Source organism: Caulobacter sp. SL161, from assembly GCF_026672375.1.
In the GTDB taxonomy this organism is placed as follows: domain Bacteria; phylum Pseudomonadota; class Alphaproteobacteria; order Caulobacterales; family Caulobacteraceae; genus Caulobacter.
This window is the reverse complement of record NZ_JAPPRA010000001.1, coordinates 3,730,356-3,752,477: the sequence shown is the minus strand read 5'-3', so window position 1 is coordinate 3,752,477 and position 22,122 is coordinate 3,730,356. Positions and strand designations below refer to the sequence as shown.

The following is a 22,122-nucleotide window of genomic DNA, read 5'->3' as shown; positions in this document are numbered from 1 at the left end:
CGCGATCAGAGCGGGGCGCTTAACAGGTCCTACATTTCTGGCGGCCAAGGGTTGCCGCAGATTCCAGGATACGGACTTGCGGCGCGTACTGATTCTCTTCGTGTTGGTCATGACCTTCGGCGCCAGCAGCGCCTGGGCCAAGAGCGACGCGCCCCTCGCCCAGCGGCTTGAGCAGCTGAACCAGAAGATCGGCGCGCACGAGGTCCGCAAACCGCCCCGCGACAATGACGATATCGAACGGGCCGGCCGCCGCGCCCTGCGCGAGGCGGGGCAGGAGCGTCTCTACGGTCTATGGCGCGTGCTCTACGCACTCAAGAGCAACCAGATTCAGGGACGGTTCGACGCCTGGGCGGCCCGCACGCGCGAGGTGGCGCGACGCGACAAGGATGCGACGCTCGAAGCCCTGGTCGACCTCGAGGTGCTGGCCTACCGGCACGAGAGCGGCGGCTTTCAGGCCTTTCAGGACAAGGACTGGGACCGCTTTCTGAAGTCGTCAGGCCCGGACATCCGGCTGATGGCGGGCATTGAGCGGGTCCGTCACCTGGGACAGATCGGCCGCTGGGCGGAGGCGGCGCGGCTGGCGGCGGAACTGACCGGCGACCTTGAACGCCGCGGCCACATCGCCCGGCCGCTGCTGGCCGAGCTGCATCAGGTGCACAGCTATACGCTGTCGGATCTCGGCGACAAGGAAGGCGCGCTCGATCACATGGCCCAGGCGGCCGCGCTGGACGAGCGGGACACCTTCTATGTTCGCAAGATCGAGCGGATCTACGACATCGCCTTCAGCGCGGCGGACCTGGGCGAACTGGCCGCCGCCGAACGCTTTGCGGCCCTGCATCACAAGTTGACCATGGCGGATGGCGATCCGGGCCTGGTCACCTGGGACCGGTTCCTCTGCGCGCGGATCGCGGGCCTGCGCGAGGCGCCCGAGCGGGTGATCCAGTGCCTGGCGCCCGCTGCTGGCCTTTTGGCCAACCCCGATCGTCGCCTGCAGGTTCGCATGCTGGGACAGCGGGCGCTGGCGCTGGCGCAGCTGGGGCAGTCCCAGGCGGCGCGGCGCGATCTGGAACGACTGAAGACCATCCCCGAGACCCTGGCCTCGCGCGATCGGCCGCTGGAGGCCTTGGTCGAGGCCTATATCGATCAGTATGAGGGACGCAGCGCCGACGCGTTCCGGAAACTGGACGCCTGGCGCAAGGCCGACGGTCTGGCCTCGCGCAACGCCTACGCCAAGGGCGTCGCCGAGATGTCGGCGGCGCTGGAAAGCGAGCTGCGGGTCAAGCGCGACGAGAGCCGTCGCCTCACCGAACAGGTCCGCCTGTCCCGGAGCCTGGCGCGGGCCTCGGTCGTGATCGCGCTGCTGCTGGGCGTGTTGGTGGCGGGCGCCGCAGCGTGGGCCGTGCACCAGCGCGGGGCCTCGCGACGGCTCCGGCTCGCCCAGGAGCGGGCGGAAGCGGCCAGCACCGCGAAGTCGGCGTTCCTGGCCGTGATGAGCCACGAGCTTCGCACGCCCCTGAACGGCATGCTGGGCCTGGCCCAGGCGTTGCGCTCGGATCAGCTGACTCCCCTCCAGCGCGAGCAGGTCGACCTGATCCTCGACAGCGGCGACACCCTGCTGGTGCTGCTGAACGACATACTGGACCTTTCTAAGATCGAGGCGGGAAAGCTTGAGATCGCGCCGACCGCGGGTGATCTCGTTCAGACCTGCGCGCGCCTGGTGGGCGGCTATCAACCGACCGCGCGCGAGAAGGGCGTGACCCTGACCTTCCAGTTGGATGGCGAGGCGCCCGGATGGCTGATGTTTGATGGCGTGCGGGTGCGCCAGTGCCTGAGCAACCTTGTCTCCAACGCCCTGAAGTTCACCAGCCAGGGCAAGGTCGAGGTGGCGCTGGCCTGCTACCCCGAGGCGGGCGACCGTGTCCGGGTGCGCCTGCGCGTGGCCGACACCGGCATCGGCATGAACGAGGCCACGGTCGCCAAGCTGTTCCGGCCCTTCACCCAGGCTGACGCCTCGACGACGCGAAACTTCGGCGGTACCGGCCTGGGGCTCAACATCACCCGCCGGCTGGTCGAGATGATGCGCGGCGACATCAAGGTCGAAAGCGAGGAGGGCGTGGGTTCGGTCTTCACCATCGAGATGGTGATGGACCAGGCCCTCGCCATAGAGGCCGCGCCGAGCGAGGCGGGCGCGACCAGCGAGTCGATCGGCGCCGCCGCCCTGCAGGGCCGCCGTGTGCTGGTCGTCGACGACCACCCCGTCAACCGCCGCGTCATCCGCCTGTTCCTCGAGCCGTTCGAGTGCGAACTGGTCGAGGCCGAGAACGGTCGACACGCGCTGGACGTCTTGCAGCACGAAGCGGTCGATCTGGTGCTGATGGACGTCAACATGCCGGTCATGGACGGGCTGGAGGCCACCCGCCGCCTGCGCCAGGACCCACGCTTCGCCCGCCTGCCGGTGGTCGCCCTGACCGCCGACGTCATGTCGGCCCAGATCAAAACCTGCCTCGACGCCGGCTGCGACGCCCACGTCGCCAAGCCCATCGATCTGCGCAATCTCTTATCGGTCATGGACCGCTGCCTGGCCCAGAGCCTGGCCCGCGACGCGGCGGCGAGGCTGGGGGCGTTGTAGGCGCACGCGCCTTGCGGGAGCGACGCGTATGGGATCGGGTCCAGGTCGATGATGGCGCAGAGCATTGAGATGTACCGCCAGCGCCTGATCACCAGCCTGCGCACTCTGCCGAGCGCGCGGGGGTGGCTGTTCTGCCTCGGGGTCTCGGCGCTGACCCTGGCGACCATGGCCGCCATCGGCTTCTCGACCGGTCTCTATCACCTGACCCCCACCCAGCCGGACCTGGCTCTTCGGATGCTGACGGTGATCCTGATCCCGGCGCTGGGCGAGGAGATCCCGTTCCGCGCGGTGCTGACGCCGGGGCCGGGCCAGGGGCGGCGGCCGTGGGTCGAGATCGGGGTCGCCACCGGCCTCTATGTGCTGTGGCACGTGATCGAGGCCCTGACTTTCCTGCCCAACGCCGCGCCGGTGTTCCTGCGGGCCGACTTCCTGTTGTGCTGCGCGGTGCTGGGTCTGGGTTGCGCGGTGACCAAGCGGGTGACCGGCTCGGTCTGGCCGGCGGTGCTGTTGCACTGGGCGCTGGTGGTGGTCTGGCAGACCTGGCTGGGCGGGGTCAGCGCGCTGTCCTGAGCCTCGCCCACGAAAAAGCCCGCCCGGTCATGGGGAGACCGGACGGGCTCTCTTCTCGGAACGCGGCCAGAGGGACGGAGCGGTCGCGCCCCGAAAGCTCGGCGAGGGGGTTTAGCCCTCGATCGCTCTAGCCCCGCTTAGGCGCGGTAGACGTAGGCGCTGGAGACGAAGCCGACGCCGACGCCGTCCTGGCCAACCAGGATCCACTTGCCGTCCTTGGTGCGGCCCAGGGCCTGGAAGGTCGTGCCCGAGTCCACCGCGCCCAGGCGTTCGCCCCGGGTGGAGGCCGAAGCCCGCAGGTTGACGGTCGAACGGGCGACCATCTTCTTCTCGATCTTGACCAGCGGGGCGGCCTGGACGGTCTGGGCGTAGCGGAAGCCGCCCGACTTGTAGATCCCGCCGACCTCCTGGGCCGCGTCGCTCTTCTGCATCTTGCAGCCGATCAGCGAGCCGGCGCCCGCGCCGACCACCGCGCCGATCGCCGTGCCCGTGCCCTGGTCGTTCTTGGCCAGGTTCGAGCCGGCCGCGGCGCCCAGCAGGGCCCCGACGACGGCGCCGACTTCCTGCTTCTTGCCCGAGGCCTTGCAGCCGACGACGCCGCCCAGCTTTTCGTCCATGGCGTGGGCGGCGGGCGCGGCGGTCATCGCCAGCGCGGTGGCGGCGGCGCCCAGGGTCAGGGTGATCGTCTTGATCTTAGTCGTGATGGTCATGGTCTTGGTCCTTCGTCCCTTTTGAAAGTCTGCGGGGTCAGCAACCCCGTGAGACAGACCATGGCAGGGCCAAGCTGAACGGTTGCGCCGACCGTTCCGACAGATTTCGTTCATGTGAAAAAATCTTCGCCCCGCACAACCGCACGCGGCGCCGCCTTGCTCGCCGGGCGCTTCTGGCTAGGGTGCGGTCGCCAGTTCAGTCGCCCGGGGGGGCTTATGTCGTCGCAGTCCAAATCCATCACGCTCGCCCTGACCCTGACCGCCCTGGCGGCGCTGTCCGGCTGTGACAAGCCGCCCGGCGCCGCCAAGCCGCCGGCCGAAGCGCCCAAGCCTGTCGCACCGGCGACGTCCGCCACCGCGCCGGAGCCAGAGCTGCCGCAGTTCGACCTGTACGCCCAACGTGACGAGGAGCGCCTTGTCGAGGCCAAGTTGCTGAAGGAATTGGGCCAGCCGGACGCGCGCAAGGGTCCGACCCTGACGCTGCAGCACAACGGCCAGCCCAGCCTGACGGTGACCGACGACGAGGAAACCTTCAGCGTGCTGACGCGTGTCTTTGAGGTGCCGACCGTCCAAGGCATGCAGACCGTCTACGAGGTCGTCACGTCCTATTTCGCTGCGCCCGCCGACTACGTGCCCATCAGCACCTTCTATGACAAGCGAGGCGTCGAGATCGAATCTTCCGAACTCGGCCAGTGGCGGGGCGCCGTGCTCGCGATTTCGTCCCAGGCCGAGACCCTTGAGGCGGACGACGACCCCCGCGCCAGCACCGAGCTGCGCGACTGGTCGAGCAAGCCGCACCGCAAATTCGAGTTCAAGTCGCGCTGCCTGATCACCGAGTGGGTCAGCGACACCAAGATCAAGGGTTACTGCCTGCGTCCGGCCACCGAGGAGGACAATCCCGGCATGGGGCTGAAAGGTTACGGCGAAGAGACCCCGGCGGTCTTCACGCGCGTTGGACCCAACGCCTGGCGGCTGCGGGAACTGAGCGCGCCCAAGGCCAAGCTGCGCGACTTGCCGGACAACCCGCCGACCGCTTTCGACGAAACCGTCAAGGGCGTGCCCTATTCTGGGAATCAGTAGTCGCTGAGTCTTCGGCGCGGGGGCTACGCCGCCGCCTGATCGGCGTCCTCAAGGCTTACGCCCAGCCGTTCCCGAAGCGCCCGCGCGCCGTCGGGCGTCAGGCGGACCGCGCGTCCCTTGGGCTCCAGGGCCAGCCAGCCCCGCTCGGTCATCGTCGCCAGCAGCTTGACGCCCAGGGGGCCTGCGAGGTGATGGCGGCGCTCTGTCCAGTCCAGGCATGGCCGCGCCACACCGCGCGCGCCGCGCTGGGTCTGGGGCGAAACGCCGAGGTCCTTGAACCAGGCCTGGCCGGCGGGGGTGACGGCATAGAGCCTCTCCCCGGCCATGCGGATCAGGTCGCGCTCGAGCAGGGCGTCGCAGACCTTCACGCCGAGGCGGCCTGCCAGATGGCCATAGCAGCAGCGAGCGTCGCGCAGGGCCCGGGCCTTGGGCGTGCGGGGGATCGCCAGCGAGCGGACGGGGGCGGCGATCACCGACAGGGCCTCGATGGCGTGCGCCACATCGGCGGAGGCCAGGCGGTAATAGCGATGGCGGCCCTGGCGCTCGACCGCCAGGAGACCGCCGTCGACCAGCTTGGCCAGGTGGTTGCTGGCCGCCTGGGCGGTGACGCCGGCGGCCCAGGCCAGGGCGCTGGCGGGCTGGGCCCGGCCGTCTTGCAGCGCCTGCAGCATGGCCGCGCGGGTCGGGTCGCCGATCAGGGCGGCGGGGGAGGCGATATTGGCGTCCATGTCGCCACCTTAGACCCAATTTGGCCGTGATGGTTCATCGACACGTGTAACAACCCCGGCGCGGCAGGACGCATGACCGGGCCATGATCGCTCCTTCGCACACGCCCCGCCTGGGCTGGGTCACCGCCGCCGCCAGCTTCGGCTTCTTCGTCACTCAGCTCGACGTCACCATCGTCAATGTCGCGCTGGACGCCATCGGCCAGGCGTTCGGCGCTTCGACGGCGCAGCTACAGTGGCTGGTCGACGCCTACGTCCTGGCGCTGGCGGCGATGCTGCTGTCGGCGGGGGCGATCGGCGACCGCGTCGGGCCCAAGCGGGCCTTCGTCTGGGGCCTGGTGCTGTTCGGCGCGGCTTCGGCGATCTGCGGCCTGGCCCCTGGACCGTTGAGCCTGATCGTGGCTCGCGCGGCTCAAGGGGCGGCCGGGGCCTTGCTGATCCCGCCGTCGCTGGCCCTGATCGCCAATGCCGCCCACGGGGACGACCGCGGGCGGGCCACAGCGGTGGGGTGGTGGACGGCCGCCGGCGGGGTGTCGATCGCCGCCGGACCCGTGCTGGGCGGCCTGCTGGTCGAGACCCTGGGCTGGCGCTGGGTGTTCTTCGTCAACCTGCCGATCTGCCTGCTGGGCGCGGTTCTGACCCAGATCGTCGCTCCGACGACCCCGCCCCGGAAAACCACGCCCCCGGACATGACGGGGCAGTTGCTGGCCGCCGTCGCCGTCACCCTCGTGGTTGGCGCGCTGATCGAGGGCGGTCATCGCGGATGGCGGGCCGGCCCGACGGGTGCGCTGGTCGCAGGCTTGCTGCTCGTCGCGCTGTTCCTGTTCCATCAGCGCCGCGCGCCCCATCCGGTCATGCCGCTGCGCGCCTTCGCCCGGCGACCGGCGTGGCTGGCGGTGGTGGTCGGCTCGACCCTGAACCTCACCTACTACGGGATGATCTTCGTGCTGGGTCTCTACATGTTGCGTGGCCTGGGCTGGCCGCCGGGCAAGGCTGGACTGGCCTTTCTGCCGCTGACAGCCACCTTCATCGTCTCCAACCTCGCCAGCGGCGGCCTCGTTTCGCGCTTTGGAGCGAAGGTCGTGACCGCGAGCGGCGTGGCTATCGCGGCGTGCGGCTACGCTCTGACCGCGCGGTTGGACGGGGCGAGCGGCATGCTGGAGATGCTGCCCGGCTTCGCTCTGATCCCTGGCGGCATGGGCCTGGCCATCCCGGCCCTGACCAGCGGTCTGTTGGCCAGCGTCGACCGCCATGAGGCCGGCGCGGCCTCCGGCGCGCTCAACGCCTGTCGCCAGGTCGGGGGCGCGGCCGGTGTAGCGATCTTCGGCGGCTTGGCCAGCCTCGATGTGTTCGCCGGAGTACGACTTTCAGGCGTTGCGGCGGCGGCGATGCTGGTCGTTGCGGTGGGGGTTATCCTTGTCCCCACGCGGAAGAGGGTGGCGTGTAACGCCGGATGAGGGGGCAGAGACCTCACAGACACGCCAGGGGCGCCCCTTACCCAACCCTGCGGGTCGCCTCTCCCGCAGGGCGATAGGGGAAACAAAAGCCCGCCCTGGTCTCCCGAGGCGGGCTCTTTGTCTTCACTCAGATCCGTTCAGCTCACCGCACCAGCGAGCCGTGGCACTGCTTGAACTTCTTGCCCGAGCCGCAGGGGCAGGGGGCGTTGCGGTTGGTGCGGTCCCAGCCTTCCGGCAGGGCCGAGACGGGCAGGGCCTCGCGCTGGGTGGGCGACAGGCCTTCTGGGATGCCGCCGGCGAAGGCGGCGTTTTCGCCGGTCAGCGGATCCAGGTGCACCTCGACCAGATTGTCCAGCGGCGTGTGCGGGACTTCCGGCTCGGCGTAGGCGATCTCGACCGTCATCAGCCAGCGGGTGGTGTTGGTGCGCAGGTCGCCCAAGAGCTTCTCGAACAGCGAGAAGGCCTCGGTCTTGTACTCGTTCAGCGGATCACGCTGGCCATAGCCGCGCAGGCCGATGACGTTGCGCAGGTGATCCAGGTGCATCAGGTGTTCGCGCCACTGCAGATCGATCATCTGCAGCAGGAAGCTCTTCTCGACCGAGCGCATCTGCTCGGGCGTGATGATCACCTCGCGCTGGGCCGCGTACTCGTCGGCCGCCTTGGTGATGCGTTCCTTCATCTCCTCGTCGGCGATGCCTTCCTCGGCGGCCCACTCGGCGATCGGCAAATCCAGGCCCAGGATCGACTTGACGCGCTCGGTCAGGCCCTCGACGTCCCACTGCTCGGCATAGGCCTTGGGCGGCAGGTGGCGCAGGACCAGGTCGTCGATCGTGTCGTGACGCATCTCGGTGATGATTTCCGAGAGGTCGCTGGACTCCATGAACTCCTGGCGCTGCTCGAACACGGCCTTGCGCTGGTCGTTGACGACGTCGTCGTACTTCAGGAGGTTCTTGCGGATTTCGTAGTTCCGCTGCTCGACGCGCTTTTGCGCCGTGGCGATGGCGTTGTTCAGCCACTTGTGGGTGATGGCCTCGCCTTCCTGGACGCCGAAGGTGCGCATGATCGCGTCCAGGCGCTCGCCGGCGAAGATGCGCAGCAGGTCGTCCTCGCACGACAGGAAGAACTTCGAACGACCCGGGTCGCCCTGACGGCCGGTGCGGCCGCGCAGCTGGTTGTCGATGCGGCGGCTTTCGTGACGCTCGGTGCCCAGCACGAACAGGCCGCCGGCGGCCAGGGCCTGGGCCTTCTTGTCGGCGATCTCGGTCTCGAGGCGGGCGCGCTCTTCGGCCTCGTCCTCGACGGTGATCTCCAGACCCATGCCGCGCTGCTGCTGGCGCCAGTTGAACAGGCGCATGTCGATGCTGCCGCCCAGCTGGATGTCGGTGCCGCGGCCGGCCATGTTGGTGGCGATGGTCACCGCGCCGGGCACGCCCGCGTCGGCGACGATCACGGCTTCCTGCTCGTGGAAGCGGGCGTTCAGCACCTGGTGCGGGATGCCCTTCACCTTCTTGCCGTCCTTCTCGAAGCTGTAGTTCGACAGCAGCTTGGACAGCTCTTCGGACTTCTCGATCGAGACGGTGCCGACCAGGATCGGCTGGCCGCGCACGTGGCAGTCGGCGATCTGCTTGAGGATGGCCTCGTTCTTCTCGCGCTCGGTGCGATAGACCTCGTCGTCGTCGTCGATGCGCTGGATGGTGCGGTTGGTCGGAATTTCCGAGACGCTCATCTTGTAGATGTCGTCGAATTCCTGGGCCTCGGTCGAGGCCGTGCCGGTCATGCCCGACAGCTTCTTGTAGAGGCGGAAGTAGTTCTGGATCGTCACCGAGGCCAGGGTCTGGTTCTCGGGCTGGATGTCGGCGCCTTCCTTGGCCTCGATGGCCTGGTGCAGGCCTTCCGACAGGCGGCGGCCGGTCATCATGCGACCGGTGAACTCGTCGATCAGGACAACCTCGCCGCCCTTGACGATGTAGTCCTTGTCGCGCGTGTACAGGATGTTGGCGCGCAGGGCCTGGTTGACGTGGTGCACCACCGAGACGTTGGCCGCGTCGTAGAGGCCCGCCGAGTCCTCTGCCAGGTGGCCGCCCGACATCAGGATCTCTTCGATCTTCTCCTGGCCGTCTTCGGTCAGGATGACCTGGCGCTGCTTTTCGTCGTGATCGTAGGTGGTCTTGTCGAGGATCAGCTCCTTAACCAGCACGTCGATGGTCTTGTAGAAGCTGCTGCGGTCCTCGGTCGGACCCGAGATGATCAGCGGGGTGCGCGCCTCGTCGATCAGGATCGAGTCGACCTCGTCGACGATCGCGAAGTTGTGGCCGCGCTGGACCATCTCGTCGACGCTGTAGACCAGGTTGTCGCGCAGATAGTCGAAGCCGAATTCGTTGTTGGTGCCGTAGGTGATGTCGCTGCGATAGGCGCGCTGGCGCTCGCCCTGGCTCAGACCGTTGACGATCACGCCGTACGACAGGCCCAGGAAGTTGTAGACCTGACCCATCCAGTCGGCGTCGCGGCGAGCCAGATAGTCGTTGACGGTGATGACGTGGACGCCCTTGCCTTCCAGGGCGTTCAGATAGGTCGGCAGGGTGGCGACCAGGGTCTTGCCTTCACCGGTGCGCATCTCCGAGATGCCCGAGAAGTGCAGCACCATGCCGCCCACCATCTGGACGTCGAAGTGGCGCATGCCCAGCACGCGCTTGGAGGCCTCGCGGACGACGGCGAAGGCTTCATTGAGGATGTCGTCGAGGGTCTCGCCCTTTTCCAGGCGCGCCTTGAACTCGGCGGTCTTGCCCTTCAGCGCCTCGTCGGAGAGGGCGGCGTATTCGGCTTCATAGGCGTTGATCTTGGCCACCCGCCCGGTCAGCGTCTTGACCTTGCGTTCGTTGGAAGAGCCGAAGAGCTTTTTGGCGAAACCAAGCATTCAGGGGGAATCCGGAGGGCGGTTTGGACGAGGAGGCCGGCGCTAAGGCTGAGAGGCCTCGACTACGGAGATGAAAATCGGCCGCAACAACGCGTAAACACGCTGTTCCGGTGCGGCCGGAGACTTAAGCACCGCCCCCCGTGGTGTCAACGCGAAGACCCTAGAACAAAGAGGGTTTAAGCAGCTGAAACCTTGGCTCCAGGGGCGGTTTTCAGAGAGCAGAACGCTTTCGGCGGCGAAGCCGTTTCCCCTTGGGTAAAAACCGCGCTAGAGCCCATTTCAGCAAAGCCGGAGATCTTGGCCTTGAAGACCTCTATCCGCCTGATGGGCGCGCTGGGCGCTATGGCCTGCGCGCTGTTGATCGCCTCCTGCGGCCAGAACAAGGTCGCCGAAAAGCCGCCCGAGCCCGGCGACACCGCCGTGGCGCGCGTCAACGGCCAGGTGATCTGGGCCAGCGACGTCAAGCGCGAGGCCGTGGCGCAAGGGCTGATCAGCGAGGGCGAGCCGCTGGACATCTCCAGCGAGGTGTTCCGCCAGCGCCTCGACGAGGTCATCGACCAGAAGCTGCTGGCCGCCGAGGCCACCAAGCGCAAGCTGGACAAGGACCCGCTGGCCCAGCGCCGCCTGGCCGCCGCCCGCGAGCGCATCCTGGGCGATATGCTGGTCGAGGGCGTGGTCGAGAAGGCCGTGACCGAGGACGCCATCCGCAAGCTCTACGCCGAGCAGCAGAAGCTCTCCAAGCGATCCGAGGAGATCCGCGCCCGCCAGATCCTGGTCGGCAGCCAGGCCGAGGCCGAGAGTATCAAGAAGCTCCTGGCCACCGGGGCCTCGTTCGACGCCCTGGCCATGGAGCGCTCGACCGACCAGGCCACCCGCTTCAACGGCGGGGACCTGGGCTATTTCACCCTGGACGTGATGCCCGAAGCCTATGGCGTGGCCCTGAAGGACGCCCAGAAGGGCGCGCTGGTCGGCCCGTTCGCGGCCGAGGGCGGCTGGGTCCTCGTCCGGGTCGAGGACAAGCGCGTCGAGGAGCCGATCACCCTGGAGGCCGCGCGCCCGCAGATCATCCGCTTTCTGACCTATGATCAGGTCCGCGACATCCTCGAGAAGCTGCGCGGCTCGGCCAAGGTCGAGATGATGATCGGCAAGTCGCAGGAGCTGCCGGCCGGCAGCGCCGAGGAACCCGCCTCGGCCCCGCCGGAGCTGCAAGGCGCCGCGCCGGCCTCGGCTCCGCCGCCTCCCGCCCAACCCGCGAAGAAGTAGTCAGTAGAGCGGTCCATGCCCAAGACGACGAAGACGCCCGCCGATACCGCCGCCGAACCCGCCGAACGCTCGCACGGGGTGATCGACGCGATCGTCGATCCGCTGACCTCGGCCCTGAAGCGCGCCGGCCTGCGCCGCGCCCAGAAGTCGGCCGGTGAGGCCGAACAGGCCCCCGCCGCCCCGGCCAAGGCCGCCACCGGTGCGGGCAAGCCGGGTCTGGCGATCTCGCCGCTGGCCGTGCCGTTCCCGACCATCCCGCCGATCGCCGGCGTCGAGATCGCCACCGGCCGGGCGGGCTTCTACAAGCACGAGCGCGAGGACCTGCTGCTGATGCGCTTCGCCGAAGGCACCTCGGCGGCGGGCGTCTTTACGCGCCACGGCGTGGGCTCTGCGCCCGTCGACTGGTGCAAGCGCCAGCTGGCCGCGACGGGCGGCGCCGACGTGCGGGCCCTGGTGGTCAACGCCGGCTGCGCCAACAGCTTCACCGGCAAGCCGGGCGCCGACGCAGTGCGCCGCGTGGCCACGGCCGTGGGCAAGCGCCTGGACTGCCGCCAGCGCGACGTGATGATGGCCTCGACCGGCGTCATCGGCGTCATCCTGGACGACAGCAAGATCACCGCCCGCCTGCCCGAGGTGGAAGGCCGCCTGAAGGCCGACGCCTGGGCCGAAGCCGGCCGGGCGATCATGACCACCGACACCTTCCCGAAGGGCGCCTATGCGACCGCGATGATCGACGGTGTCGAGGTCAAGATCGCCGGCATCGCCAAGGGCTCGGGCATGATCGCGCCCGACATGGCCACCATGCTGGCCTTCGTGGCCACCGACGCGGCCATCGCTCCGGCGGCCCTGCAGACCCTGGTCAGTCTGTATACCCGCACCACCTTCAACTGCGTGACGGTGGACGGCGACCGCTCGACCAACGACACGCTCTTGCTGTTCGCCACCGGCCAGTCGGGCGCGCCCAAGATCCACCGCGCGGGCGACAAGCGCCTGGCCGACTTCCGCGAAAAGCTGGAGGGCGTGCTGCTGGATCTGGCCCTGCAACTTGTCAAGGACGGCGAGGGCGCGACCAAGTTCGTCAAGATCACCGTCAACGGCGCCGAAAGCCCCGCCAGCGCCCGCAAGATCGCCCGCACCATCGCCGAGAGCCCGCTGGTCAAGACCGCCTTCGCCGGCGAGGACGCCAACTGGGGCCGCATCGTCATGGCCGTGGGCCGCGCCGACGAGCCGGTCGCCCGCGAGAAGATCAGCGTCAAGTTCGGCGACCTCTACGCGGCCCGCGACGGCCTGATCTCGGCCGAATACGACGAGGCCAAGATGAGCGCCTACGTCAAGAACCAGGCCTTCGAGGTCTCGGTCGACGTCGGCGTCGGCCGCGGCTCGGCCACGGTGTGGACCTGCGACCTGACCAAGCAGTACGTGGCGATCAACGGGGACTACCGTAGCTAGGGAAAACAGAATCCCTCTCTCCATGAGAGAGGGATTCCTCTAAGCCCCCGCCGGCCCGCTGGAATCCCGCACGATCAGCGTATGGGGGTGCATCAGCTGGCGCGGTTCGCCGCCGCCGTCGCGGTGGCGGCGGATCTCTTCCAGCACCAGATCGACGGCCGCGCGGGCCATGGCCGCGATCGGCTGGTGGACGGTGGTGAGCGGCGGCCAGATGTTGTCGGCGATCGAGGTGTCGTCGAAGCCGACGATCGAGACGTCGCCCGGCACGTCGAGACCCAGGCGATGGGCGACACCCGCCGTGGCGGCGGCCATGTCGTCATTGGCCGCGAAGATCGCGGTCGGACGCGGATCGGCGGCCAGCAGGCGCTCGGCCGCCTCCAGGCCCGAGCGATAGGTGAAATAGCCCTGCTCGACCCGGATGGCCTCCTGCGGGATCCCGGCGGCCTTGAGGGCGGTCATGAAGCCGTCCAGGCGCTGCTGGCTGACCGTCTGGTTCGGGTGGCCCTTGATGAAGCCGAAGCGCTTGTGGCCCAGACCGATCAGGTGCTGGGTCAGCTCGAAGGCGGCCGCCTCGTTGTCGATGCGGATGGTGGCCATGTCGGCGCTGGCCGTGCCCGGGGCCACGGCCACGGCGGCGGCGCCCGCCGCGCGGATCTCGGCCAGAACCTCGGGCGACTCGCACAGGGGCGGGGGCAGGATCAGGCCGTCGACGCCGGTCTTCAGCAGGCGGGCCAGGGTGGCGCGGGCCAGCTCCGGCTCGGCGCACTTTTCGATGACGATCTGGGCGCCGGTGCGGCTGCTTTCGTCCAGCGCCCCGACCAGGAACTCCGACAGATAGCCCGTCGAGGGGTTGTCATAGAGCAGACCGATGCGGAACGGCGCGCTGCCGGCCAGGCTGCGGGCGGCGGGATTGGGCGCGTAGTTGAGATCGGCGATGGCCTTCTCGACCAGTTGGCGGGTCTCTTCCTTGACCGTGGTCTCGCGATTGATGACCCGCGACACCGTCATCGGCGAGACCCCCGCCCGGGCCGCCACGTCGCGGATCGTGGCGCTCTGAGTCGTCCGGCGACGCTGGCGCTCGACAGGCTGGTTCATTCTAAATTCCGTCCCCCTCGCCCGGGACACTAGACCGCTTCGGGTAGGACTTGGAAGAGCGGCGGGAAATCCTGCTAAACCGGGCGCATGACCTCTCTGGGCGCGATCATTCTGTGCGGCGGCGGCTCACGGCGCATGGGCCGTGACAAGGCCGGGCTGGATTGGGACGGCCGCCGGGCCGTCGACCGTGTCGCCGACCTGGCGCGCGCCGTCGGGGCGCAGGCGCTGGTGACGGCGGGGGCGGACCTCGGCTGGCCCTGGGTCGCCGACGACGCGGCGGGGGCGGGGCCCGTCGGCGGGGTGCTGGCGGGCGCACAGGCGCTGGGGACCGCACGGCTGCTGGTGCTGGCGGTCGACGCGCCGACGATCACGCCGGGCGACCTGGCGCCCCTGCTGGCGAAGGGCGGCTGCTACGAGGGCTTGCCCGTGCCGATGGTGCTGGACGCTGCGGCCTTGCCGGCCGACGCCGAGGCCGGGTGGCCGTTGCGGCGGCTGGTGGAGCGCGCGGGCCTCGTCACCCTGCCGGTTCCGGACGGCGCCCTCCTGCGGCTGCGTGGGGCCAATACGCCGGAGGAGCGGGACGAGCTGCTACGGGGCTGAGCGCCCCCTCCGTCTCGCCGCGTATCCGCGTCGATCCACCTCCCCCGCGTCGCGGGTGAGGAGGTCTGGCTATCCTCCTGCCCCGCTTGCGGGGGAGGTGTCGCGGCGCCGCAGGCGACATGACGGAGGGGGCGCTCCACAGCGCCTAGTACACGTCCCGCCGATACCGCCCCTCGTCGGTCAGGCGCTCCAGCAGCGGCGCGCCGAGGATCTCGACCAGGGCGGCATGAACCTCGCGCGACATGCCCTCCAGCGACCCGCAGACATAGATCGCCGAGCCATTCGCCACCCAGCGGCGCAGGACGTCGGCGTTCTCCCGCAGGCGATGCTGGACATAGATCCGCTCGGCCTGGTCGCGGGAGAAGGCCAGGTCCAGCCGGTCCAGCAGGCCGCAGGCCTTCCAGGCTTCCAGCTCGGCGCGGTGGAAATAGTCGTGAGCGGCGGTGCGCTCGCCGAAGACCAGCCAGTTCCAGCGCAGGCCGGCGGCGGCGCGGGCCTTCAGGTGCGCGCGCAGGCCCGCCAGGCCCGTGCCCGAACCGATCAGGATCAGCGGCCGCTTGGCCTCAGGCGCGTGGAAGCTGCGGTTGACGCGCACCCGCGCCTCGATCGCCGCGCCGATCGGCGCATGGCGGCACAGCCAGCCTGAGCCCAGGCCCAGCGCCCCGTCGGCGCGGGTCATCAGGCGGACGATCAGCTCGACCCCGCCGTCGCCGGGCAGCGAGGCGATCGAGTACTCGCGATGGGGCAGGGCGGTCAGGCGCTGGGCCAGGGCTTCGGGCGACACCCCGCGCAGGGCTTCGAGGGCGGCCTCGTCCTGCGGCAGGCGAAGACCCGCCAGGGTGTCGGCAGTGGCGGCCGGCAGGTCCAGGGCTGCGACTAGGGCCGCGACCTGGGCCGGATCGTTGCGCGGGCCGATCTCGAGGATGTCGCCGGCCTGCCAGTCCGCGCTCTTGGGCGGCGTCAGGCGGATGTGCCAGGCCTCGCCGCCCGGGCTGCCGGGGTTCAGCAGCGTTCGCTCGGCCAGGGTCCACGCGTCATAGGTCGGCCGCGTCCAGTCGGGCGCGTCGGTGACGCCGGTCAGGGTCGCCAGCTGTCCCTGCCAGTGGCGCAGGGCGGCCGGGTCGGCGTCATCCACCTCCACACGGTCGAACAGGGCTTGAGCGCCCTGGCCCGCCAGCCAGGCGTCCAGCGCGCGCCCGAAGGCGCAGTAGTGGGCGTAGGTGGAATCCCCGAGCGCCAGCACGCCGTAGCGCAGACCCGAAAGGTCGGCCGGTCCCTTCATCACGTCGCGGATGAAGGCGCGGGCCGGGTCGGGCGCGTCGCCCTCGCCGGTGGTGCTGACCACGAACAGGGCGCGGCCCGTCAGGTCGCCGGCGGTGACGGCCGAAAGGTCCTTCAGGGTGATCGGCGCGCCGGCGTCCGACAGGGCCTTGGCCGTGGCCGTCGCCAGTTCCTCGGCGAAGCCCGTCTGGCTGGCGTAGGCGACCAGCACCGGCTCGCCTGCGCCCTGCGACAGGGCCTCGGCCGCCCGCCGCGCCCGCTGGCCGCGCCAGGCCTCGCGCAGGGCGATGGCCAGGCAGAAGAGGGCGTACAGCGCCACGACGACGCCGGCCCAGAACCAGCGACGGGCCTCGGGGGAAAGGGCGGAAAGGTCGGGCATCAGTCCAGCATCGCCTGTAGTGCGGGCGACAGGCGCTCTTCGAGGCCGGCGGCGCCTCGGCTGACGATCAGGGCGGCCAGGTCATGGGCGGCGGCGAAGGCCAGGGCGCGCTCCGGCGGCATGACGGTCAGGGCCGTGGCCCAGGCGTCGGCGCTCATGCAGTCCTTGGCCAGCACCGTGACGCTGACCGTGGGGTGGACGACCGGCGCGCCGGTGGCCGGGTCCAGGGTGTGGGCGTAGCGGCGGCCGCCATGGTCGAAGAACCGGCGATAGTCGCCCGAGGTGGCACGGCCAGGTCATGCAGGGCCACGAGGGTCTTCTGGGTGTCGTTGGCGGCGGGCTCGAACGGCGGCGGACGTTCCAGCTCGACCCACCAGGGCTGGCCGTCGGGCTTGGCGCCGATCCCGCGCAGTTCGCCGCCGACCTCGACGAGGTAGCTTTTGACCCCGGCGCGATCCAGCGCGGCGGCGGCCTGGTCGACGCCGAAGCCCTTGGCGATGCCGTTCAAGTCGAGCTTCAGCCCGCCCGGCTGGAACAGGGCCTGCCCGTCCAGCACCAGGCGCTTCCAGCCGCAGGCCTCGCGGCGCGGGGCCAGGGTCTCAGCCTGCGGCGGCTCGCCGGCGAACGGACGCGGGCCAAAGCCCCAGAGGTCGGTCAGGGCGCCCAGCGTCGGATCGAACGCGCCGTCGCTCTGCGCGGCGACCGCGAGGGCCCGGCGCAGCACGGTCAGGGTGTCCTGCGGCAGCACGGTCCAACTGCCCGGTGCGGCGCGGTTGTAGCGACAGAGGTCCGACAGCGGCGCCCAGGGGCTCATCTGCGCGACGACGCCGTCGAGGGCGCGCTGAACGCTCGCGTCAAGGGCGGCAAGATCAGTCGTGGCCGGCAGCACCGCCTTGACCGACCAGGTCGTGCCCATGGTCTGGCCCCCGAACGCGCGGACAAGCCCGCCCACGGGGCGGGCGGGCGGCGTGGCGATGGCGGGGACGAGGACGCGAGGCATTCTTTGAAAACTGTCATCCCGGCCAAGCGCGGAGCGCGCCGAGCCGGGACCGCGGCAAGCGTTGAGCCTGCGGCGGCCCCGGCTCTCCGCTGCGCTGCGGCCGGGATGACAGGTCCTTTTTAAGGCCGCTGGGCTTCGATGACGGCGGTGTAGCTGGCGCTCATGCCGTCGCCGGCCAGCGGGGTGGCGGGCGCGGGGGCGCCGCCCGGAGGGCCGCCCATGCCGCCGCGCGCGTCGGCGCCCGAGCGGACCGTGGCGTTGACCCAATACATGCCCGCTTCCGGCAGGGTGACCTTCACCGCGCCGTCGGGACCCGACTTGACCTTGATCTCGCCGGGGGTGGCGCGCCAGCGCGCGCCGCCGGGCACGAAGGTGACCTCCAGATCGGCGGCCGGCTTGCCGTCCAGCACGAACTTGAAGGTGGCCGCCTCGGTGGCGATCACGTCGGTCGGGTGGGTGACCGGGACCAGCTCCAGGCCCTGGCCCGTCGGCTTGAGGGCCTCGAGGGTCGGCTTGTCGCGGGTGACGAAGGTTTCGTTGCGGTTGCTGGACTTGATGGTCTTCAGGTCGGCGGCGCCGGCCGGGACCTGCTTGGCGAAGTCCTCGGGCGAGCCGCGGAAACGCTTGACCTCGCCGTTCTCGGTCCAGCTGGCCATGACGGTGTTGCTGGCCGTGAAGATCTTATAGGTGCCCGGCTTGGTCAGCTGGACGTCGAAGGTCGAGCGGTACTGGCCGGTGGCGGCGTTCTGGATCTTGTCGGCCGCGCCGTCGGGCGCGATCACCTTGACCCCGTCGGTGCGCATCGCGCGGTGGTCCGGATAGAACAGCTCGTTGGAGATGGCCGCGTCGACCGTCACCCAGGCCCCGTCGCCCGACAGGGTGGTGAAGGCCGGCACCATCCAGCCCCGGTGGGCGGAGGCCGACATCGGCAGGGCCAGGGCGACGCTGACGGCAGCGACAGCGAGCAGGCGCGTCTTGAAGGTCATGGCTTTTCTCACTTCACGGAAACGGTGACGGCGCCCAGCTCGGCCGAGCCCTTGGCCGAAGCCGGCTTGCCGGGCTTGCCCCAGGTGAAGGGCACGCGGACGGCCTCGTGGCCGCCGACCTCGCGGGCGGCCTCGACGACCAGGTTGTACTGGCCGGGCTTCAGGCCCTTCAGGGCGCCCTTGGCGTCGGAGAAGACCAGCTTGTGCGGGCCCGGCGCGCGGGTGGCGCCGCTGACGCCGTCGGCGGGGAAGCTCATTTCGCGGCCGGCCTTGCGCCACCACTGGCGCATGTCCTTCAGCCACTTGGCGCCGTTGTCCTCGCGGTTCTTGGCGTCGTACCAGACAGCCAGGGTGCCGGCGGCGGTGGAGTCGGCCGGGTTCTCGATCCAGATCGCCACATAGGGCTTGTGGTACTCGGCCACATTCAGCTTGGGCACCTCGACCGTGACATTGAGGTCGGCGGCCATCGCCGGGGCGGCGACAGCGGCGCCGGCGAAGGTGAGCAGGGAGATCGAACGCTTCACGGTGTCTGCCTCAGAGGTGGACGAACAGGATGACAAGAAGGACGGGCGCGACCAGGCCCAGCCCGACCAGCGGCCAGGTCAGGGGGCGCGCGCGGGCGTGGAACTGCAGCAGGATCAGGCCGGTGACCGTGAAGATCACGCAGGCGGCCGCGAAGATGTCGATGAACCAGCTCCAGGCCTTGCCGGTGTTGCGGCCCTTGTGCAGGTCGTTGAGCAGGCTGATCGCGCCGCGCGTGGTCTTTTCGTGCTCGACGGCGCCGGTTTCGCGGTCGATCGCCACCCAGGCGTCGCCGCCCGGCCGGGCCAGGGCCACATAGACCTCGTCGGGCGACCATTCGCCCTCGCGTCCGGCCACGTCGGCGCCGACGGCCTCGTCGAGGAACGGCTCAAGCTGGACGGGCAGGGGGCGCTTACCCTCTTCCGGACCCTTGGCCAGCACCGCCAGCAGGTCGGGCGGCAGGGTCGCCTTGCGGCTGACCACCTTGGGCTCGGCCTCGATCTGGCCGGCGTGGTTCAGGGTGATGCCGGTGATCGCGAACAGCAGCATGCCGATCAGCGACAGCGCCGCGCTGATCCAGTGCCACTGGTGCAGCTGTTTCAGCCAGAACGAGCGGCGATGTTGGGCGGCGGCGGATTTCACAGGCGGACGCGACAGGGGCTGAGCGACAGGGTGCCTGTCCTTACTTGAGAACGAATTGCAATTTCAAGGGGCAAGGCGGCGCCGTGGGCAAGATCGTCCGCATAGCGTCCAGCCTGGCTGTGTTCCAAGCAAGGCGGGCGTGTTGCGGCCTATTGTGCCGTCAACTGGGTTCCGCGCGCCAGGGCGCCGAGCAGCACGTGGGCGGGAACCGGCTTGCGCAGAATCGGCGCGTCGTCGACCGCCGGCTCCTGATAGCCGGTCAGATAGACGAAGGGGACGCCCCGGCGGTGCAGGGCGTGGGCCACGGGCGTGATGGGGAGACCGCCCAGATTGACGTCCAGAAGCGCGCAGTCGACCGGGTGGGCGTCCAGCAGCGCCAACGCTTCCTCGATGGTGCCGGCCGGGCCGACGACCTTGGCTCCGGCGGCGGTCAGCATGCGCGTCAGCTCCATGGCCACGACGGCCTCGTCCTCGACGATGAGCACCTGCCGGTCGTCCAGGCTGGTGTCGCCTTCGGCGCTCAGGCCCGGGCGATAGACTGGCGCGCCCTCGGCCGGACGAGGCTGTGCGCCGCTCAGCAGGTCGAGGCGGACTTTCAGCCCCTGCGGCCGCCAGATGTGTTCAATCCGCGCGCCCAGCTGCTTGACCGCGCTTTGGATAAGGGTCGAGCCGAAGCCGCGCTGCGTTGGCGCCGCAACCGACACCCCAGCATCCTCGCGCCAGGTCAGATGCAGCACGCCCGCGTCGCCGAAGCCCCAGCTGACGTTCAGTCGGCCCAGCGGGCGCGACAGGGCGCCGTACTTGCTGGCGTTGGTGGCCAGTTCGTGAACGACCAGGGCCAGAGACTGGGCCGCCTGCGCGTCGATCAGGGCCGGGGGACCCAGGATCGCGATCTGCTCGCCCGCTTCGCCGCCGTACGGATCCAGTTCCAGTTCCAGAAGATCATGCAGGTCCACCCCGCTCCAGCGGGTTGTCGACAGCAGGCTGTGGGCGCGCGCCAGGGAGCCGATCCGGCCCGACAAGGCCTGCACATACTGGTCCTTGCTCTCGAAGGGCGTGAGCTGAGCCAGGGATTGCACGACGGTCAGGACGTTCTTGGCGCGGTGGTCGACCTCGCGGACCAGAAGGCGCTCGGTCTCCTCGGCGCGCTTGCGATCGGTGATGTCGCTGATCAGCGCATAGTAGCCGGGGATGTCGCCGTCGGGCGTGATGTCCGGGACATATTTCGCCTCGATGAAGCGGCAGCCCGCGCCCTGGTAGTCGACCTCGCTCTCGAAGGTCAGGGTCTCGCCCGCCAAGGCCCGGCGCACGTGACCTCGTAGCCGCTGATAGGCGACGTCGCCGATCACCTCGCACAGGCGGCGGCCCTCGATATCGGCGCGATCTATGCCGAACCAGCGCTCATAGGCGCGATTGACGAAGCGATAGCGCTCGTCGCGATCGACATAGCTGATCAGTATCGGGACCGCGTCGGCCATGGCGCCGGACAGCAGGTCGCGGCGCGGAGGCGACGGATCGGGCGGGCGGGTCTGGTCGTCTCGAGACATGTAAATGGACGCCCGATCCCAGGGAGACGGACCCCCACCGTTACACGCGCGGGCGCCGGTCCAAATGGTTGGCGCATGAGGCAAACCGTCGTGGCGGCTTCTGCGCGCCGGGAAACCTACGCCGTTTCCTCCCGACGGAATGTGATAACCAGCACATCACGGACGGCCGGCGTCTGGACGTCGAGGGGGCGGATCGGGGTGACGCCATGCAGGACGCGGTGGTCGTCCAGAAACACCGCGTCGCCGGGCGCGGTCAGGGTGAACGAGCCCAGGCTCGTCCCGTCGGGGGCGTAGATATCGGTGACGCCGCTGTCGACGTTCTGGCGGTCGACCAGCATGACGATCACCCAGTCGACGCCGTCCCGGTGCGCGCCCTCTGGCGTGGGCAGGCCCTGTTCGCCGATCCGCGCCTCGATGCGGAACTGGTGCATCTCCACGTGCCAGGGCGTCCCGGAGGTCGGCGACAGCGGATCGAAAAGCTCAAGCCCGGCGGCGATGACGCCTCGCGTCACCGGATGATCGGCGATCACGTCGGTGACCGGCTCGAACCAGCGCTGCACGCCGCCGTTCAGCGGGTTGTAGTCGCGGCTCTGCCAGTGCGGCTGGTGCGGCTTGCGCTCCAAAAGGCCCGGCGCGACCGAGAACGCCGCGAAGCGCCGACGCCGATAGCGACCGCCGTCGGCCATGAAGGTGTCGAGGCCAAGGTCGTTCCAGCTGGCGGCGAAGGTCTGCCACCCCGCCATCACCTCGGAGCCCAGAACGGCGCGGGTGTCGCTCGCCGCGAAGCGGATGAAGCCCTGGTCCGCCAGGTCCGCGCGCGGGCTCAAGCGACGGCTCCTGACCGGTGAAACAGCCCCAGTTTCAGGGTGGCCGCGATCCGCTCGGCCTTCTGGCCGATGATCGCCGCGCGGGGCGCGTCGAACAGCTCGGCGCAGGTCATGTGGAAGAGACCCAGCCACGGCGTGAATAGCCCCTCGGTGATCCCCTCGACGCCCCGGTGGGCGACCACCGGCTGGCCCTTGTAGCGGCCCGAGGTGTTCAGCACCGACGACCAGAAGTCCTTCAGCGTGGCCAGGTGCTCGGGCCAGCCGTCGGGGCCGATCGCGGTCTCGAAGACCGGGCCCAGGCGGTGGTGCTGGCGGATCCGCGCATAGAAGGTCTCGACCAGCCGGTCGATCTCCTCGTCGGTGAACGGAGCGGCGTCGGCGCGAGCCTGGGAGCGCGGGGAAACGGACATGGCCGCGATATGGACCCTCGCGTCTCCCTACAGAAC

Annotated in this window: 18 protein-coding genes and 1 pseudogene; 7 read left to right on the top strand and 12 right to left on the bottom strand. The window is 69.7% G+C overall.

Going from position 1 to position 22,122, the window contains the following annotated elements; genetic code table 11:
* The first annotated feature begins 76 nt into the window (after positions 1–76).
* Together OVA11_RS18485 and OVA11_RS18480 are read left to right on the top strand one after the other, a co-directional pair.
* A complete protein-coding gene (locus OVA11_RS18485; protein WP_268068704.1) occupies positions 77–2,629 on the top strand; it encodes a hybrid sensor histidine kinase/response regulator in 2,553 nt (850 codons plus the stop codon).
* A 48-nt stretch (positions 2,630–2,677) separates the two neighbouring features.
* Positions 2,678–3,199, top strand: a complete 522-nt coding sequence (locus tag OVA11_RS18480; protein WP_268068703.1) for a CPBP family glutamic-type intramembrane protease — start codon at positions 2,678–2,680, stop codon at positions 3,197–3,199.
* Positions 3,200–3,336: 137 nt separating this feature from the next.
* Here the strand turns inward: OVA11_RS18480 and OVA11_RS18475 are convergent, their stop codons facing one another.
* Entirely contained in the window at positions 3,337–3,909 is a 573-nt protein-coding gene (locus OVA11_RS18475; protein ID WP_268068702.1) for an SH3 domain-containing protein, read from the bottom strand.
* 216 nt (positions 3,910–4,125) lie between these two features.
* On the opposite strand from OVA11_RS18475, the gene OVA11_RS18470 reads away from it, so the two are divergent.
* Complete coding sequence (locus OVA11_RS18470; protein ID WP_268068701.1) at positions 4,126–4,989, top strand: hypothetical protein; 864 nt, start codon at positions 4,126–4,128, stop codon at positions 4,987–4,989.
* A gap of 23 nt (positions 4,990–5,012) precedes the next feature.
* Here the strand turns inward: OVA11_RS18470 and OVA11_RS18465 are convergent, their stop codons facing one another.
* Complete coding sequence (locus tag OVA11_RS18465; RefSeq protein WP_268068700.1) at positions 5,013–5,717, bottom strand: ArsR/SmtB family transcription factor; 705 nt, start codon at positions 5,715–5,717, stop codon at positions 5,013–5,015.
* 83 nt (positions 5,718–5,800) lie between these two features.
* Between OVA11_RS18465 and OVA11_RS18460 the strand changes: the two genes are divergently transcribed.
* Positions 5,801–7,171 (top strand): MFS transporter, encoded by a 1,371-nt coding sequence (locus tag OVA11_RS18460; RefSeq protein WP_268068699.1) that lies wholly within the window; start codon positions 5,801–5,803, stop codon positions 7,169–7,171.
* Positions 7,172–7,313: 142 nt separating this feature from the next.
* On the opposite strand, the gene secA is transcribed toward OVA11_RS18460, so the two are convergent.
* Positions 7,314–10,085 (bottom strand): preprotein translocase subunit SecA, encoded by a 2,772-nt coding sequence (gene secA / locus OVA11_RS18455; protein WP_268068698.1) that lies wholly within the window; start codon positions 10,083–10,085, stop codon positions 7,314–7,316.
* A 297-nt stretch (positions 10,086–10,382) separates the two neighbouring features.
* On the opposite strand from secA, the gene OVA11_RS18450 reads away from it, so the two are divergent.
* Together OVA11_RS18450 and argJ are read left to right on the top strand one after the other, a co-directional pair.
* Positions 10,383–11,348, top strand: a complete 966-nt coding sequence (locus OVA11_RS18450) for a peptidylprolyl isomerase (RefSeq protein ID WP_268068697.1) — start codon at positions 10,383–10,385, stop codon at positions 11,346–11,348.
* A 15-nt stretch (positions 11,349–11,363) separates the two neighbouring features.
* Positions 11,364–12,797, top strand: coding sequence for a bifunctional glutamate N-acetyltransferase/amino-acid acetyltransferase ArgJ (argJ, locus tag OVA11_RS18445; RefSeq protein ID WP_268068696.1), 1,434 nt, complete (start codon positions 11,364–11,366; stop codon positions 12,795–12,797).
* Positions 12,798–12,836: 39 nt separating this feature from the next.
* Here the strand turns inward: argJ and OVA11_RS18440 are convergent, their stop codons facing one another.
* On the bottom strand, positions 12,837–13,892 hold the full coding sequence (locus OVA11_RS18440; RefSeq protein WP_268068695.1) for a LacI family DNA-binding transcriptional regulator: 1,056 nt from the start codon (positions 13,890–13,892) through the stop codon (positions 12,837–12,839).
* Between the two features lie 87 nt (positions 13,893–13,979).
* On the opposite strand from OVA11_RS18440, the gene mobA reads away from it, so the two are divergent.
* Positions 13,980–14,492, top strand: coding sequence for a molybdenum cofactor guanylyltransferase (mobA, locus tag OVA11_RS18435; RefSeq protein WP_268068694.1), 513 nt, complete (start codon positions 13,980–13,982; stop codon positions 14,490–14,492).
* Positions 14,493–14,637: 145 nt separating this feature from the next.
* On the opposite strand, the gene OVA11_RS18430 is transcribed toward mobA, so the two are convergent.
* The 8 genes and pseudogenes from OVA11_RS18430 to OVA11_RS18395 form a co-directional block, all read right to left on the bottom strand.
* Positions 14,638–16,152 (bottom strand): sulfite reductase subunit alpha, encoded by a 1,515-nt coding sequence (locus tag OVA11_RS18430; protein ID WP_268068693.1) that lies wholly within the window; start codon positions 16,150–16,152, stop codon positions 14,638–14,640.
* Positions 16,152–17,104 (bottom strand): annotated as a pseudogene (locus OVA11_RS18425) (FAD:protein FMN transferase). Before OVA11_RS18425 ends, OVA11_RS18430 begins: the two are co-directional and overlap by 1 nt.
* Positions 17,105–17,271: 167 nt before the next feature.
* The gene (locus OVA11_RS18420) at positions 17,272–18,150 is read right to left on the bottom strand and encodes a DUF4198 domain-containing protein (RefSeq protein ID WP_268068692.1); all 879 of its coding nucleotides are present in this window, start codon (positions 18,148–18,150) and stop codon (positions 17,272–17,274) included.
* Entirely contained in the window at positions 18,147–18,662 is a 516-nt protein-coding gene (locus tag OVA11_RS18415) for a DUF2271 domain-containing protein (protein ID WP_268068691.1), read from the bottom strand. Before OVA11_RS18415 ends, OVA11_RS18420 begins: the two co-directional genes overlap by 4 nt.
* A 10-nt stretch (positions 18,663–18,672) precedes the next feature.
* Positions 18,673–19,302 carry a PepSY-associated TM helix domain-containing protein gene (locus tag OVA11_RS18410; protein ID WP_268068690.1) on the bottom strand — a complete coding sequence of 210 codons (630 nt, stop codon included), beginning with the start codon at positions 19,300–19,302 and terminating at the stop codon, positions 18,673–18,675.
* A 149-nt stretch (positions 19,303–19,451) separates the two neighbouring features.
* Positions 19,452–20,933, bottom strand: coding sequence for an HWE histidine kinase domain-containing protein (locus OVA11_RS18405; protein WP_268068689.1), 1,482 nt, complete (start codon positions 20,931–20,933; stop codon positions 19,452–19,454).
* A 32-nt stretch (positions 20,934–20,965) separates the two neighbouring features.
* Complete coding sequence (locus OVA11_RS18400) at positions 20,966–21,676, bottom strand: 2OG-Fe dioxygenase family protein (RefSeq protein ID WP_268068688.1); 711 nt, start codon at positions 21,674–21,676, stop codon at positions 20,966–20,968.
* On the bottom strand, positions 21,673–22,086 hold the full coding sequence (locus tag OVA11_RS18395; RefSeq protein ID WP_268068687.1) for a group III truncated hemoglobin: 414 nt from the start codon (positions 22,084–22,086) through the stop codon (positions 21,673–21,675). Before OVA11_RS18395 ends, OVA11_RS18400 begins: the two co-directional genes overlap by 4 nt.
* Between the last annotated feature and the right edge of the window lie 36 nt (positions 22,087–22,122).